The organism is Serratia sp. Sp408 (assembly GCF_057180665.1).
In genome coordinates this window covers 51271-66495 of sequence record NZ_JBXUFT010000011.1, presented here as the reverse complement: position 1 = coordinate 66495, position 15225 = coordinate 51271, and the positions used below count along the sequence as shown (strand labels likewise).

Genomic DNA, 15225 nt, shown 5'->3' with positions numbered 1-15225 from the left:
ATTCGATCAAGGGGAAGCAAGCAGTTAACGTCGAATCATTGGGGTACATCAATAATGTACCCCGCGCCGGATCGACGCGGGGAAACGGTTATCAGCTACGCAGACCGCGGCCGCGTTCAATCAGATACCACGCCAGCAGGTAGAACACCACGATAAATGCCACCAGCACCGCCATGGTAAACGCCAGCGGCACATCGCTGATGCCAAGGAAACCGTAGCGGAAGCCGCTGATCATGTAGACGATCGGGTTCAGCTTCGACACCGCCTGCCAGAACGGCGGCAATAGCGACAGCGAATAAAACACCCCGCCCAGGTAGGTCAGCGGCGTCAGGACAAACGTCGGGATCAGGCTGATATCGTCAAAGGTATTGGCGAACACCGCATTGAGCAAACCGCCCAGCGAGAACAGGATCGCGGTCAGCAACAGCGTGACGGCAATCGCCCACCAGGCATGGATCTGCAGCGGTACAAAGAACAGCGAAATCGCCGTTACCAGTATGCCGACGCAAATCCCGCGCGCCACGCCGCCGCCGACATAGCCGGCGATCACTACGTGGGTCGGCACCGGCGCTACCAGCAACTCCTCGATATTACGCTGGAACTTGGCGCTGAAGAACGAAGCGGCCACATTGGCGTAGGAGTTGGTGATAACCGCCATCATGATCAGGCCGGGAACGATAAACTGCATGTAGGTGAAACCATGCATATTGCCGATTTGCGAACCAATCAGATTACCGAAGATAATAAAATACAGCGTCATGGTGATCACCGGTGGTACCAGCGTCTGGATCCAGATACGCGCAAACCGGTTGATTTCTTTGGCCCAAATGCTTTGCAATGCCACCCAATACAAACGTGTCATGCTTTTTCTCCATTACCGTTAACCAGGGTGACAAACAGCTCTTCCAGGCGATTGGCCTTGTTACGCATGCTCAGCACCTGCACGCCCTGCGCGCTCAGCTGGGTAAACAGGCCGTTCAGGCCCTGTTCGCGCATCACCTCCACCTCCAGCGTCGAGGTGTCCACCAGTCGGCTGATATAACCATCCAGCGTTGGCAGCGGGCTTTTCGCCGCCAGATCGAGGATGAAGGTTTCAGATTTCAGCTTCGCCAGCAGGCCTTTCATCGAGGTGTTTTCCACCAGCTCGCCGTTTTGAATGATGCCGATGTTGCGGCACAGCATTTCGGCTTCTTCCAGGTAGTGCGTGGTCAGGATAATGGTGGTGCCCTGCGCGTTGAGTTCTTTTAGAAAACCCCACATCGAACGGCGCAGTTCAATATCCACCCCGGCGGTCGGTTCATCGAGGATCAGCAATTTCGGCTGATGCATCAGCGCACGGGCAATCATCAAACGGCGTTTCATGCCGCCGGACAGCATGCGCGCCCGCTCATTGCGCTTGCCCCACAGATCGAGCTGCGACAGGTATTTTTCCGCCCGCTCCAGCGCTTCACGGCGCGTAACGCCATAGTAGCCGGCCTGATTGACCACAATCTGCATCACGGTTTCAAACGGGTTGAAGTTGAACTCCTGCGGCACCAGCCCCAGTTGGCGCTTCGCGTTGACGATATCCTTGTCGATGTCGTAACCGAACACCCGCACCGTGCCGGTAGACTTGTTCACCAGCGAACTGATAATGCCGATAGTGGTGGATTTACCTGCGCCGTTAGGCCCCAGCAAGGCATAAAAGTCCCCTGCCTCGACGTTGAGATCGATACCGCGCAATGCCTTGACGCCACCGGCGTAAGTCTTGGTCAACTGCGCTAATTCCAGTGCATAATTCATAAATTAGAGAGTACCTTATGACGATGAGTATGCTGCTGTCTTTTGTAATGATTGGCTATATCTTATCATTGGCAGCGCTTTCACTGAGTCGAATCCGTGCGGTTAACATCACTGTTCCGATTTCAAAATTGTGATGCTTGCCCTATATTACCCCAACGCAAACTGTTCATTACAGGTCAATAACCTCCATGAAAGAAATCGAAAGACTCATCGCCAACAATCAGGCTTGGTCCGCCAATATCAACCAGGAAGACCCCGGTTTTTTTGAACGTTTGGCTCAGGCGCAAAAACCGCGCTTTTTATGGATTGGTTGCTCGGACAGCCGAGTCCCCGCCGAACGTCTGACCGGACTGGAGCCGGGTGAACTGTTCGTGCACCGTAACGTAGCCAACCTGGTGATTCACACCGATTTGAACTGCCTGTCGGTAGTGCAGTACGCCGTTGACGTGCTGGAAGTTGAACACATCATCATCTGCGGCCATCTGGGTTGCGGCGGCGTGCAGGCGGCGGTAGAAAACCCGGAACTGGGATTGATTAACAACTGGCTGCTGCATATCCGCGACCTGTGGTACAAGCATAGCTCGCTGCTGGGAGAACTCGAACCGGAAGAGCGTCTGGATGTGCTGTGCGAGATCAACGTGATCGAGCAGGTCTACAACCTCGGCCATTCCACCATCATGCAGTCCGCCTGGAAACGCGGGCAAAAAGTGATGATTCACGGTTGGGTATACGGTATTCAAGATGGTCGACTGCGCGATCTGGAAGTGGTGGCCACCAGCCGCGAAAGCCTGGAAATGGGCTATCGCAAGGCGATCTCAACGCTGCTGCAAGAGAAAGGCCTGAAGGACATTTAAACCCTCAGGGCGCGGTAACACGCGCCCTGAAACGTGGCGATTATTCGTCGAGCAATACCACTTTGCCGACGTACGGCAGATGGCGATAGCGTTGAGCATAATCGATGCCGTAGCCGACCACGAACTCATCGGGAATGGTGAAACCGACGTATTCGACCGGCACGTCCACTTCGCGGCGTTCCGGTTTGTCCAACAGCGTACAGATAGCCAGCGATTTCGGCCCACGCAGCGCCAGAATTTCACGCACCTTGTTCAGCGTGTTGCCGGAATCGATAATATCTTCCACGATCAGCACGTCTTTGCCGCGAATGTCTTCGTCCAGATCCTTGAGGATTTTCACGTCCCGGGTGGTGGACATGCCGCTGCCGTAGCTGGAAGCCGTCATGAAATCGACTTCATGGGAGACTTCGATGGTACGGCACAGATCGGCCATGAACATGAATGAACCACGCAGCAAACCGACCAGCACCATTTCACTGCCGCTGTCGCGGTAATGTTCGGTGATCTGACGGCCAAGTTCGGCGATACGGGTCTTAACTTCCTGCTCGGAAATCATTACTTCTACAGTGTGTTTCATAGTTTTCAGGTCAGTTGCCGGAAGAAAGGCGCAGAGTTTAGCATAGCCTGCCGACGCTGGCGACGCGAGTCCACCGCTACTGCCGGTTGACGAGCCGTGGAAATCGCTCGGCCGTTGTCACGCTGGCGCCGATGGTGGCCACAGCGTGACAGACGGTAGCCCGCTTAATCCGCGACGGTAAAGCCCAGCATCATGCCGGTATCTTCATGCTCCAGCAGATGGCAGTGCGCCATATAGGCCTGCTCGGCGCTGGCGGTATGGTTGAACTGCACCAGCACTTCACTGCGCCCACCTTCGACCCGCACGGTGTCTTTCCAGCCGCAACGGTGCGCCGCTGGCGGTTTGCCATTTTCGCTCAAAATACGAAATTGCGTGCCATGAATATGGAACGGGTGCAGCATCATGTCGCCTTCGCCGGAAATGGTCCACTTTTCGTACTGACCCCGTTTGGCGGCAAACATCGGCTGGTTCATATCAAAGGCTTTACCATTGATCTTGTTGCCCTGGCTGAAATCGAACGCTTTCTCGCCATGATCCATGCCTTTCATTGCACCGTGATCCATGCCCTTCATCGTGCCGTGATCCATGCCCTTCATCGCACCATGATCCATGCCCGGCATCGCACCATGATCCATGCCCGGCATCGCGCCGTGATCCATGCTCATACCGGCCATCGCCTGGTGGCCGTAACGGTCCATCAGCGCCTGCATGCCCAGCATGTCCAGTTTCGGATCCATCATCAATTGCAACCAGCGCTCTTGAATACCGCTTACCGCCGGCAGCGCCGGTAACTTGACCAGGCTGTCCGGCATGCTCTTCACTCCCTGTCCCAGTGACGGCTGAATGCGCAGCACTGGCAATGGCTGGTCGAACGGCGCCAACGTCATGCCCATCTGCTTCACCGGCAGGGTGACGATATCAAAAGGCTTGCCGTCGCTGGCATCGACCAGGACTTCAAAGCGCTCCCCCATCAGCATGGGCAATTCGCTCAGTTTTACCGGCTCGGCCAGAAAACCCCCGTCGCTGGCAATCACGTATAAAGGACGGTTGTCACTGGTTGCCACGTTGAGCGAGCGCGCGTTGCAACCGTTAAGCAAACGCAAGCGCAGCCAGCCGCGTGGGGCGATATGTTGTGGATACTGCGCGCCATTGGTAAACATGCGATCGCCAAACCAGCCAACCGCCGCACTCATCACGTCCAGTTGATAGTCAATCTGCGCATCTTTACCCAGCCGTTTGTCTTGCAGAATCACCGGCACGTCGTCTTTACCCCAGGTTTTCGGCAACGGCAATTTGCTGCTTTCATCATCTTCCAACAGCACCAGCCCAGCCAATCCCATCATCACCTGATGACCGGTCTTGCCATGGGTATGCGGGTGGAACCAGCAGGTAGCGGCAGGTTGATCGACGGTGAAATTCACCGTGCGGGTGCTGCCCGGTTGGATCAGCGCCTGCGGGCCGCCGTCGACGTTGCCTGGAATTTCCAGACCGTGCCAATGGATGGTGCTGGCGTCCGGCAGACGATTGGTCATGTCTACCGTCACCGATTTACCGCGCTGCAAACGCACCGCCGGCCCCAGCAAAGCACCATTGATGCCCCAGGTTTTGGTGGCGGCGTTCGGTAACCATTTCACTTCGCCGGTTTGCAGTGCCAGCGTCAGCTTTCCCTGTTCGTTTGGCTCCAGCAGCGGCGGTATCGGCAGCGCCGGCAAATCGGCGGCCCAGACGCTTCGACTCCATAGCGGCAGCGCGCTTGCCGCGCCCAGCGCGGCGGTCAATCGGATAAAATCACGGCGTAACATCGGTATGCTCCCTTTCCTTAGTGACACGACTCTACGATGACAGCCTAAACCCTCCCCTTGGAGGAAGGTCAAGCATTAACTGCCACTAATAATATTTGGTGCCCGCGCGGCCAAGTGTGATAACGTCTGTGGACAACAAACAGGTCTACTTTCATGATTAAAAAAACCAGGTTATTGCTGCTGTTGCTGACCATGCTGGGCTTTTCCAACGCCAGCCTGGCGCTGAACGAATCAGAAGCGGAAGATTTGGCCGATCTGACCGCGGTGTTCGTTTTCCTGAAAAACGATTGCGGTTACGGTGATTTACCCAACGCCCAGATCAAACGCGCCATCGTGTACTTTGCCCAGCAAAATCGCTGGGATCTCAGCAACTATAATAGTTTCAATATGAAGGCGCTGGGGGAAGAGAGCTACCGCGATCTTAGCGGCATTGCCATTCCAACCCCGAAAAAATGCAAGTCACTGGCACGCGACTCGCTCAGCCTTCTGGCTTACGCCAACTAACTGCGGTCGGCTACTGGCCGCCGCCCTCCTGCCCGTCATCCCGATTGATTGAAATTCAGCCGTGCAACCTCAGGCAGAGTTAGCTATGATGTTGCGCCAATTTTTCATGGCTGTTATTACGGAGTTTCCCGACATGACCCAGAAAGATATTTGGCATGAAACGTTACATGCCAGCTTCGGCCAGTACTTCTCGGTAGAGAAGGTGCTGTACCGTGAGAAAACCGATCATCAGGACCTGGTTATCTTCGAAAACCCGGTGCTGGGCCGCGTCATGGCGCTCGACGGTGTGGTTCAGACCACCGAACGCGATGAGTTCATCTATCATGAAATGATGACCCACGTGCCGTTGCTGGCGCATGGACAAGCCAAAAGCGTGCTGATCATCGGTGGCGGTGACGGCGGTATGCTGCGCGAAGTCAGCCGACATCAAGGCGTTGAGCGCATCACCATGGTAGAAATCGATGCCGGAGTGGTGGAGTTCTGCCGCCAGTACCTGCCCAACCACAATGCCGGTTCATATGACGACCCGCGCTTCAAGCTGGTGATTGACGACGGCGTTAACTTTGTTAATCAGACCGATGAAAAGTTCGATGTGATCATCTCTGACTGCACCGATCCGATCGGTCCTGGCGAAAGCCTGTTTACGTCGGCGTTTTACCAGGGTTGCGCACGTTGTCTGAACGACGGCGGCGTCTTTGTGGCACAGAACGGCGTGTGTTTCCTGCAACAGGATGAGGCCGTCAACAGTCACACCCGCCTGAGTGCATATTTCCAGGACGTCAGCTTCTATCAGGCAGCGATCCCGACCTATTACGGCGGTATCATGACCTTTGCCTGGGCGAGCCAGGATCCGGCGCTGCGTCAACACGATCTGGCCACGCTGCAACAGCGCTTTAACCAAAGCGGTTTACACTGCCGTTATTACAACCCGGCTATCCACACCGGCAGCTTTGCCCTGCCGCAATATTTACTCAATGCCCTATCTCCAGAATGACTGGGGTCGCAGGAGGTGAACCAAATTGCACAAGCTAAAACTGCACGGCTTCAATAACCTGACCAAAAGCCTGAGTTTTTGTATTTACGATATCTGTTACGCCAAAACCGCAGACGATCGCGACGGCTATATCGCCTACATTGACGAACAGTACAACGCCAATCGCCTGACCGAGATCCTCAGCGAGACCTGCTCAATCATTGGCGCCAACATTCTGAACATTGCACGTCAGGACTACGAGCCACAAGGCGCCAGCGTCACCATCCTGGTCAGCGAAGAGCCGGTCGATCCGAAAGACGTTGATACCTCGGAACATCCCGGCCCGTTGCCCAATACGGTGGTTGCGCACCTGGACAAGAGCCATATCTGCGTGCACACCTACCCGGAAAGCCATCCGGAAGGCGGACTGTGTACCTTCCGCGCCGACATCGAAGTGTCGACCTGCGGCGTCATTTCACCACTTAAAGCGCTCAACTATCTGATTCACCAACTGGAATCGGATATCGTCACCATGGATTACCGCGTGCGCGGTTTTACCCGTGATGTCAACGGCGTGAAGCATTACATCGATCATGAGATCAATTCGATCCAGAACTTTATGTCTGAAGATATGAAGTCGCTTTATCACATGATGGATGTGAACGTTTATCAGGAAAATATCTTCCATACCAAGATGCTGCTGAAGGATTTCGATCTGAAGCACTATCTGTTTAACGCCAAGCCGGAAGCGTTGAGCGAGGAAGAACGGCAACGGATTACCGATCTGCTGTGGAAAGAGATGCAGGAGATCTATTACGGGCGGAACATTCCGCATCTGTAACAAAACGGGGCGGCCTTGGCTGCCCCGTTGTTTTGATGTTCGGCGCGGGTCGCCCCGCCGTCGGTCACTCGTTGGCAGCGTGCTAAACCAGGCATAATTGACCAGGTAGCTGGTCAAGCTGGCGTTGTGTCTCCTGCGGCAGAGCGCGGTCGGTGACGATATCGGTCAGGCTGCTGAGCGGCGCAACGCAAAACAGGGAATAGGCGCCATATTTGCTGCTGTCGGCCAACAGCACTCGACGGCGCGCATTGGCCGCCAGATCCTGCTTCAGGCCGGACTTCTCTTCGGTCGGCGTGGTAATTCCCTTTTCCAGACTCCACGAGTTACAGCTGATAAAGGCAATATCCGGATAAATCCCGCGCAACAGCTTACGCCCGTGATCACCAATACAGGATTGACTGCTGTCATCGATACGCCCACCGATAATCGTGACTTCGATTTGCTTGAACTCCGACAGGAACAGGGCAATGCGCAGATCGGCGGTGATCACCCTCAACGGCAAATGTGTCAAATTACGCGCCAGTTCGAGCATGGTGGTGCCGGCATCCAGCACCACCGCATCACCGGGATTGATCATCGACAAGGCATATTTGGCGATCGCCTGTTTTTCCTGCTGGTGGCGCAGCTGCTTCTCGTTGGTGGTTGGCTGTGCGGGAATAAAACGGTTGAGCGCCACGCCACCGTGACTACGGTTGATAATGCCCTGCTCATCCAGTTTGATCAGATCGCGCCGGATGGTGGCCGGCGACGCATCGATTGCATGCACTAATTGTTCAACCGTGACCAGATTATGGCCCTTTAAATAGTCCAGGATCTGGTCCAGACGATGTTGTGACTTCATAGGCTCTTGATTAAGCAAGCTGACTGGCTAATTGGATCGAGATCGCCATGCTCTCAGACTTGGCTTTTCCTGTCCAGGCAATATCAAACGCCGTGCCATGGTCGGCAGAAGTGCGAATAAACGGCAGCCCGGCGGTAATATTTACGCCATCATAGAAGCCCAGCAGCTTGAGGGGAATGTGCCCCTGATCGTGATACATCGCCACCACCATATCGTACTGCCCTTCATACGCCTGCAGGAAGACGGTATCCGGCGGGCACGGGCCGTATACCTCAATGCCGCGCCGTTTGGCCGCGGCAATCACCGGGCTGACCAGGGTGATTTCCTCATCACCAAACAGGCCATTTTCGCCGGCGTGCGGGTTAACGCCGGCGACGGCAATGCGCGGCTGCCTGAAGCCGACGCGCTTTAGGAAAGTGTCTGCCATGCCGATCACCGTCTCAATGCGTTGGCTACTGAGAGTATCGAGGAACCTGCGCAGCGCGATATGGGTGGTTACGTGGATCACTTTCAGCTTATCGGTATACAGCACCATCGCGTAGTCGCGGCTGTCGGTCAGTTTGGCCAGCAGTTCCGTATGCCCCGGATACATATGGCCGGCCAGGTGCAGCGCTTCCTTGTTCAACGGCGCGGTAGCGATAGCCTGTACCTCGCCGGCCATGGCCATTTCGGCGGCACGTTTCACGCAGCGGTAGGCCAGATCTCCTGCCTGTGCCTGCACTTTCCCCGGCATCAGCGCGGCAGGGTCGGCCAGCGGCTGGTCGATAACGTTAACGATCCCCGGCACAAAGCGGGCCTGTGCAACCTGCTGTATCGGCCGCAGCTCTACCGGTGGGGTAATCCCCAACGCCTGAATGCGCTGTAGCGTCTGCAAACAGCCGACCACCACCGCGTTGGCGCCGGACAGCTCGCCAGAGGCCAATGCCTTGATGATGATTTCCGGGCCAATGCCCGCCGGATCGCCCATGGTGACTGCAATTGTGTTATTCGCCACTGTACATCTCCTCGATAAAATAAAGCGCATCGCGCAAGGTGGATGGGCCACCAAACCCGCCAGCCTTGGTGATCACTGGCAAATCGTCGATTTCACTATTGATAAAGGTGCCGCAAGGTACGCAGGGAGCCACTTCTCCATCGATCCGGTAGCCTTCGGCGCCCAGGGCGCGCGCGACGGCAATCGCAATATCGCCACCGGTCAGGAACAGCCCGCCAATCTGCGTATGGTTGATTATCGCCAGCGCGATCTCCCCCAGCGTCTGACTGATGCGATCGCCCAGCTGCTGCCGGGACAGCTGCGTGCGTTCGCACAAACGATCGATCAGTTGCCGTGCATCGGCGTCACGGCAGGTGCGCAACACGCAATGCTGGCGATCCTGCAACAACGCCACCGCCCGCCTGACCGTCTGCTGCACGACCCGCGCGCCGTCCGCCGCCACTAACGCTTCCACGTCGATATCGACAATGCCCAGCGCCAGCTCCCGTTCGGCAAAAACAATCTGTTGCCGGGTGGCGTCGCTCATCGAACCGGCCACCACCAGCACCGGCAAGCGTTGCCGGGCCGTCAGATAACACGCCGATGGCAGCGCATTGGCCAAACCGGCGGCGCCAACCAGCAGCAGCGGCACCTCGAGCCGGCCGATACTTTGCGCCAATAGGGCCAGATCGCCATCCTGCTCGGCATCCACCACCACGATGCACCGCTGCTGCCGTCCCAGCCGCTGCAACGCATCGCTCAGCCCAGCGCTGCGCACCACCGCCAGATCCACTTCGTGCACCGGTATCTCGGTCTGCAAGCCGATCAGGGTTTTGATATGGGATGAGACGATCGGGGTTTTCGGATCGCTGGCAAACTCGGTTTGCGCCAGCGGTACGTTATGCACCCGACATTCACCGTGTAGCGTGGTTCGCCCGGCGGCCGGGATCGCCGCCGCCACGATCGCCAGCCGGGCGCCGCTGGCCTGCATCGCCGCGTCAATTTCGGCCCCTACGTTGCCACGAAAGGTCGAATCAATCTTTTTGTAGATCAACGGCTGCTTGCCACCGGAGCAGTAGGGCCGCAATGCAGCACTTACCCGCTGGTGCGCGTCGGCAGCCGGCAGCGCACGGCTTTCGGTGTTGATCACCAGGACGTCGCCGCCACGCGGCGGTTTTTGCTGCGGGCTCAGCAAAACATCGGTGCGCGCGCCTTTTTTCGCCAACTGTACGCCGGTGTCGTTGGCGCCGGTGAAATCATCAGCAATGACGATCATCTTCATGCGGCATTCTCCTCTACCGCCGTTTTGGCAGCGTTGCGCTTCGCCACCCAGGAACTGAGTATCGGCGTCAGGATCGCGGAGGTAATCACCGAAGCGGCTATCAGCGGCGCCGCGGCCGCGGCAACCTCGGCCAGTGATGGATCGGCCTGCGCGATGGCCAGCGGCGTTGCTACCGCATTGCCGGCAGTGCTTGATGCCGCCGCACCGGCAATGCCCGAGCCTCCGACCAGACGATCGGCACGGATATTGAAGAAGCCACCAACAAAGGTGGTCAATATGCCTAACAGAATGCCGGCCAGGCCCCCCTGCAGCAGCATTTCCAGATTGATACCGGCGCCGAGTGCAAAGGCGAAGAACGGAATCAGAATCGGCCCGCCCCTGGTGAGAAACTCGCGCATGTTGCGATCGAGATTGCCAAGCACCATGCCCACCAGCAGCGGCACCAGCACCGCGACCAGCGCCATCAGCGGAATATTGGCCATACCGGCGGCGCCGAGCGCAATCATGGTAAAGAACGGCCCATCGTTGAGAGAAAGAATGGAAATGGCACCGACATCGCGTTCATTACCAAATTCGCCCACCAGCGCCGCATACAGACCGCCGTTGGAGTTGCTCATTGCCGCGATGATCGCCACGCCGGTCAGGCCAAAGATGCCTTCCGCACCAAACAGCCGCTCGACGCCCAGCCCCAGTGCCATGGCAACCAGCAGCTTGGTCAGGGTGATGGTGCCGCCTTGCAGCAACGCCTGCGGCGCGGCTTTAAAGCTTATCCCCGCCCCCATGCACAGCAAGAACGCACCGATCAACGGCGCCGCACCGTTTTTAAACAATGCGGTGGTAAAACCGCCGATATCCAGTGCGGCCGGGGCGAAGGTATTTAACAGCGCACCGAGCACCAGAGGGATGACCATCATCCCGCCAGGGACTTTTTCTATTGACGCTTTTAGTTTCATCTCACCCTCGCTATGATTTATTTTAATCACAATGATTATATTGAATCAAATTTAACAAATTAGAGAGCTTGATCGCAGTTATAAGAGATTAAATGATTATTTTTCGTCATCTGCCACGCATGACGTAACGGATATCGGGTGTGGATGGCAGGTTAGCGTGAACACCTGCCGGAGACCGCGCCGGCATCAGCCGGACAAGGGGGGCGCCAGCCCTGATCGGCTGGGCTGGCGATCGGGACCGGTGTGGTTAATAGTTCAGCATAAAGTGTCGATAGGCCTTCAACACCTTCAGGAAATCCTCAACGCCGCAGAAAGACAGGCTCTCCTCGTCATAATAATTCATGCCTTCTTCCATTTCGTCACCTTCAAACGACAGTTGATTGGCCCGGATCATTACTTCTTCGCCATCCATTAACAGCGTATATTCGTGACCGTCGAGCTGCCATTGGCGCTCGCTGCCTTTCACCTCTGCCGCCCCGGCTTCGATACGGTCCAGCAGATTCAGGTCGCCCTTGATCTCTTCATTGATCCAATGGCCGATGGCTTCATGCCCCATCGAAAATCTGACCACGACCTGGCCGGTCACATCCCGCAGAAATTCGTAATCCATAGCGCGCCCTCCCAAGGCCTTTTTATCAGTGTAATCATTAATTCGGCCCTTATTAGTGAGCGCGCGCAATATAACGACTTAGCGCTGGAAAGTGAAGCCAGCGTGGCGCGTCAACCGAGGCGTATCGGGCCGTTGGCGGCCATGTGCCGGGCAAAAAAAATGCCAGTCAGCGTAGCTGACTGGCATCATGGCTAACCCAGTACCCTGGCGGTAATTACACCGCCGTTTGGAAAATCACGCCGTCGGCTTTTTCCGTATACTGGCTCAGTTGGTCAAAGTTGAGATAGCGATAGGTATCGGTCGCCGTCTTGTCCACCTGCGCCATATAGGTCTGGTATTCATCCGGCGTCGGCAGTCGGCCCAGTAAGGAAGCCACCGCTGCCAGCTCCGCCGAAGCCAGATAGACATTGGCGCCGGTACCCAGACGGTTCGGGAAGTTACGGGTCGAGGTGGAGACCACCGTCGAGCCGTCGGCTACCCGTGCCTGGTTGCCCATGCACAGTGAACAGCCCGGGATCTCGATACGCGCCCCGCTCTTGCCGAACACGCTGTAATAGCCCTCTTCGGTCAGTTGAGCGGCATCCATCTTGGTTGGCGGCGCCACCCACAGACGGGTCGGCAACTGGCCCTTGTGCTGGTCCAGCAATTTACCCGCCGCGCGGAAGTGACCGATGTTAGTCATGCAAGAACCGATGAACACTTCATCGATTTTGCTGTTAGCCACGTCGGACAGCAGGCGCGCGTCATCCGGATCGTTCGGCGCACACAGGATAGGCTGGGTGATTTCGGCCAGATCGATGTCGATCACCGCCGCGTATTCCGCGTCCGCGTCGCCTTCCAGCAGTTGCGGATCCGCCAGCCACTTTTCCATACCCTGGATGCGTCGCTCCAGCGTACGGCGATCGCCGTAACCCTCGGAGATCATCCACTTCAACAGTACGATGTTGGAGTTCAGGTACTCTTTGATCGGCGCCTGATCCAGCTTGATGGTGCAGCCGGCCGCCGAACGTTCGGCCGAGGCGTCGGCCAGTTCGAATGCCTGTTCTACCTTCAGTTCCGGCAGGCCTTCGATTTCCAGAATGCGGCCGGAGAAGATGTTCTTTTTACCTTTCTTCTCAACGGTCAGCAGACCCTGTTGAATCGCGTAGTAAGGGATGGCATGCACCAGATCGCGCAGGGTGATGCCAGGCTGCATTTTGCCCTTGAAACGCACCAGCACCGATTCAGGCATGTCCAGCGGCATCACGCCGGTGGCGGCGGCAAACGCCACCAGACCGGAACCGGCCGGGAACGAAATGCCAATAGGGAAACGGGTATGCGAATCGCCGCCGGTACCCACGGTGTCCGGTAACAGCATGCGGTTCAGCCATGAGTGGATGATGCCGTCGCCCGGACGCAGCGAAACGCCGCCACGGTTCATGATAAAGTCAGGCAGCGTGTGGTGGGTGGTTACGTCCACCGGCTTCGGATAGGCCGCGGTGTGGCAGAATGACTGCATCACCAGATCGGCCGAGAAGCCCAGACAGGCCAGGTCTTTCAGCTCATCACGGGTCATTGGCCCGGTGGTATCCTGCGAGCCTACCGAGGTCATCTTCGGTTCACAGTATTCGCCCGGACGCACGCCGGCTACGCCGCAGGCGCGGCCCACCATTTTCTGCGCCAGTGAAAAGCCCTTGTTGCTGGCTGCAACCGGCTTGGCAATGCGGAACACTTCGCTGTGCGGCAGACCCAGCGCTTCACGCGCCTTGGTGGTCAGGCCACGGCCGATGATCAACGGGATACGGCCACCGGCGCGGACTTCGTCCAGCAGTACGTCGGTTTTCAATGCGAATTCGGCAATCAGCTCGCCGGTTTCGTGGTTACGCACTTCGCCTTTGTACGGGAAGATGTCGATAACATCGCCCATGTTCAGGTCGGATACCTCGACTTCGATCGGCAGCGCGCCGGCATCTTCCATGGTATTGAAGAAGATCGGTGCAATCTTGCCGCCCAGAACCACCCCGCCGCCGCGCTTGTTCGGCACGTACGGAATGTCGTCGCCCATAAACCACAGCACCGAGTTGGTGGCGGATTTGCGCGAGGAGCCGGTACCGACCACGTCGCCGACGTAAGCCAGCGGGAAGCCTTTCTTGTTCAGTTCTTCGATCTGCTTGATCGGGCCAACGCTGCCCGGCTGATCGGGCACGATGCCGTCACGTTCGTTTTTCAGCATCGCCAGTGCGTGCAGCGGGATATCCGGGCGCGACCAGGCATCCGGTGCCGGCGACAGATCGTCGGTGTTGGTTTCGCCGGTGACCTTGAACACGGTGACGGTGATTTTTTCTGCCAGCTGCGGGCGGGACAGGTACCATTCGGCATCGGCCCATGACTGCATGATCTGCTTGGCGTGCGGGTTGCCTGCTTTGGCTTTTTCTTCCACGTCGTAGAAATTGTCGAACATCAGCAAGGTATGCGACAGCGCTTTGGCTGCGATCGGTGCCAGGCTTTCGTTGTCCAGCGCTTCAATCAGCGGATGAATGTTATAACCGCCCTGCATGGTGCCTAACAGTTCAACGGCTTTTTCTGGGGTAATCAGGGGGGAGGTAGCTTCGCCTTTGGCGACCGCAGCCAAGAAACCTGCTTTGACGTAGGCGGCTTCATCGACGCCCGGTGGTACTCGGTTAATCAGCAGGTCTAACAGGAATTCTTCTTCGCCTTTTGGCGGATTTTTTAATGATTCAACCAGCGCTGCCATTTGTGTTGCATCTAATGGCTTAGGGACGATGCCCTCTGCAGCACGCTCGGCCACGTGCTTACGGTATTCTTCTAGCACGACTTTCTCCTCGCTCTCATTGTCATTTATGGTGCCTGGCGCTCAATATTCAAACCGGGTTTTTAGCGCACGGTGATATTACGAGGCACTGCTGTCGATGTCCTGGACTGTAAGGTACAGTGCCCGGTTCCGCCCAGCCAGCATATCAGGATTTGAATCGGTTGTTAATTCGTTCACATAAAAGCAACATTAAATCTTTGCTGAATCGTTGAGCACAGTGTAATCGGCTGCAAGCCGGCATTGGCGGCGTTGCCAGCACGGCGGTTTAGCCTGCTGAGCACACCACGATAACCATAATATTGCAATGGTTAATCGTCTGGCAGGCGAGGAAAAGCACAGCCGCAGGCATAAAAAAACCGCCGTCAAGGCGGTTCTCCCGTTCCGTTCGCTGTCAGCACAGGAAGCGGATCGATGAATGGCA

At 56.8% G+C, this 15225-nt stretch carries 14 protein-coding genes; 4 read left to right on the top strand and 10 right to left on the bottom strand.

Features of this window, described 5'->3' with window-relative positions; translation table 11 throughout:
* Positions 1 to 91 precede the first annotated feature (91 nt).
* A complete protein-coding gene (locus tag AC2AXP_RS21795) occupies positions 92 to 862 on the bottom strand; it encodes an ABC transporter permease (protein ID WP_004958857.1) in 771 nt (256 codons plus the stop codon).
* Positions 859 to 1782 carry an ABC transporter ATP-binding protein gene (locus tag AC2AXP_RS21790; RefSeq protein ID WP_004958853.1) on the bottom strand — a complete coding sequence of 308 codons (924 nt, stop codon included), beginning with the start codon at positions 1780 to 1782 and terminating at the stop codon, positions 859 to 861. The genes AC2AXP_RS21795 and AC2AXP_RS21790 overlap by 4 nt, the downstream gene beginning before the upstream one ends.
* Before the next feature lie 188 nt (positions 1783 to 1970).
* Between AC2AXP_RS21790 and can the strand changes: the two genes are divergently transcribed.
* The gene (can, locus tag AC2AXP_RS21785) at positions 1971 to 2636 is read left to right on the top strand and encodes a carbonate dehydratase (RefSeq protein WP_004958851.1); all 666 of its coding nucleotides are present in this window, start codon (positions 1971 to 1973) and stop codon (positions 2634 to 2636) included.
* A gap of 40 nt (positions 2637 to 2676) precedes the next feature.
* Here the strand turns inward: can and hpt are convergent, their stop codons facing one another.
* The gene (gene hpt, locus AC2AXP_RS21780; RefSeq protein ID WP_004958848.1) at positions 2677 to 3213 is read right to left on the bottom strand and encodes a hypoxanthine phosphoribosyltransferase; all 537 of its coding nucleotides are present in this window, start codon (positions 3211 to 3213) and stop codon (positions 2677 to 2679) included.
* Between the two features lie 164 nt (positions 3214 to 3377).
* Entirely contained in the window at positions 3378 to 5015 is a 1638-nt protein-coding gene (gene cueO, locus AC2AXP_RS21775; RefSeq protein WP_004958843.1) for a multicopper oxidase CueO, read from the bottom strand.
* Between the two features lie 156 nt (positions 5016 to 5171).
* Here cueO and AC2AXP_RS21770 point away from each other — a divergent pair, with 156 nt between their 5' ends.
* The 3 genes from AC2AXP_RS21770 (at position 5172) to speD (ending at position 7333) form a co-directional block, all read left to right on the top strand.
* Positions 5172 to 5519: a YacC family pilotin-like protein gene (locus tag AC2AXP_RS21770; RefSeq protein ID WP_102991096.1), complete on the top strand. Its 348-nt coding sequence runs from the start codon at positions 5172 to 5174 to the stop codon at positions 5517 to 5519.
* Positions 5520 to 5652: 133 nt separating this feature from the next.
* Positions 5653 to 6513, top strand: a complete 861-nt coding sequence (gene speE, locus AC2AXP_RS21765; RefSeq protein WP_039992566.1) for a polyamine aminopropyltransferase — start codon at positions 5653 to 5655, stop codon at positions 6511 to 6513.
* A gap of 25 nt (positions 6514 to 6538) precedes the next feature.
* Complete coding sequence (gene speD, locus AC2AXP_RS21760) at positions 6539 to 7333, top strand: adenosylmethionine decarboxylase (protein WP_004958838.1); 795 nt, start codon at positions 6539 to 6541, stop codon at positions 7331 to 7333.
* 82 nt (positions 7334 to 7415) lie between these two features.
* On the opposite strand, the gene AC2AXP_RS21755 is transcribed toward speD, so the two are convergent.
* The 6 genes from AC2AXP_RS21755 to acnB form a co-directional block, all read right to left on the bottom strand.
* Entirely contained in the window at positions 7416 to 8174 is a 759-nt protein-coding gene (locus AC2AXP_RS21755) for a DeoR/GlpR family DNA-binding transcription regulator (RefSeq protein ID WP_004958834.1), read from the bottom strand.
* Positions 8175 to 8184: 10 nt separating this feature from the next.
* Positions 8185 to 9198 carry a D-threonate 4-phosphate dehydrogenase gene (locus tag AC2AXP_RS21750; protein WP_484381934.1) on the bottom strand — a complete coding sequence of 338 codons (1014 nt, stop codon included), beginning with the start codon at positions 9196 to 9198 and terminating at the stop codon, positions 8185 to 8187.
* Positions 9158 to 10429: a D-threonate kinase gene (gene dtnK / locus AC2AXP_RS21745; RefSeq protein ID WP_198773668.1), complete on the bottom strand. Its 1272-nt coding sequence runs from the start codon at positions 10427 to 10429 to the stop codon at positions 9158 to 9160. Before dtnK ends, AC2AXP_RS21750 begins: the two co-directional genes overlap by 41 nt.
* Complete coding sequence (locus AC2AXP_RS21740; protein WP_484381931.1) at positions 10426 to 11382, bottom strand: 2-keto-3-deoxygluconate permease 1; 957 nt, start codon at positions 11380 to 11382, stop codon at positions 10426 to 10428. Before AC2AXP_RS21740 ends, dtnK begins: the two co-directional genes overlap by 4 nt.
* Positions 11383 to 11629: 247 nt before the next feature.
* Positions 11630 to 11992, bottom strand: coding sequence for a protein YacL (gene yacL / locus AC2AXP_RS21735; RefSeq protein WP_039991754.1), 363 nt, complete (start codon positions 11990 to 11992; stop codon positions 11630 to 11632).
* Between the two features lie 214 nt (positions 11993 to 12206).
* Positions 12207 to 14804 carry a bifunctional aconitate hydratase 2/2-methylisocitrate dehydratase gene (acnB, locus tag AC2AXP_RS21730; RefSeq protein ID WP_484381930.1) on the bottom strand — a complete coding sequence of 866 codons (2598 nt, stop codon included), beginning with the start codon at positions 14802 to 14804 and terminating at the stop codon, positions 12207 to 12209.
* Between the last annotated feature and the right edge of the window lie 421 nt (positions 14805 to 15225).

Coding starts and splice junctions, on each gene's coding strand:
- AC2AXP_RS21795 (WP_004958857.1), bottom strand. CDS start 862: ATGACACGTTTGTATTGGGTGGCATTGCAAAGCATTTGGGCCAAAGAA.
- AC2AXP_RS21790 (WP_004958853.1), bottom strand. CDS start 1,782: ATGAATTATGCACTGGAATTAGCGCAGTTGACCAAGACTTACGCCGGT.
- can (WP_004958851.1), top strand. CDS start 1,971: ATGAAAGAAATCGAAAGACTCATCGCCAACAATCAGGCTTGGTCCGCC.
- hpt (WP_004958848.1), bottom strand. CDS start 3,213: ATGAAACACACTGTAGAAGTAATGATTTCCGAGCAGGAAGTTAAGACC.
- cueO (WP_004958843.1), bottom strand. CDS start 5,015: ATGTTACGCCGTGATTTTATCCGATTGACCGCCGCGCTGGGCGCGGCA.
- speE (WP_039992566.1), top strand. CDS start 5,653: ATGACCCAGAAAGATATTTGGCATGAAACGTTACATGCCAGCTTCGGC.
- AC2AXP_RS21755 (WP_004958834.1), bottom strand. CDS start 8,174: ATGAAGTCACAACATCGTCTGGACCAGATCCTGGACTATTTAAAGGGC.
- AC2AXP_RS21750 (WP_484381934.1), bottom strand. CDS start 9,198: ATGCGCTTTATTTTATCGAGGAGATGTACAGTGGCGAATAACACAATT.
- dtnK (WP_198773668.1), bottom strand. CDS start 10,429: ATGAAGATGATCGTCATTGCTGATGATTTCACCGGCGCCAACGACACC.
- AC2AXP_RS21740 (WP_484381931.1), bottom strand. CDS start 11,382: ATGAAACTAAAAGCGTCAATAGAAAAAGTCCCTGGCGGGATGATGGTC.
- yacL (WP_039991754.1), bottom strand. CDS start 11,992: ATGGATTACGAATTTCTGCGGGATGTGACCGGCCAGGTCGTGGTCAGA.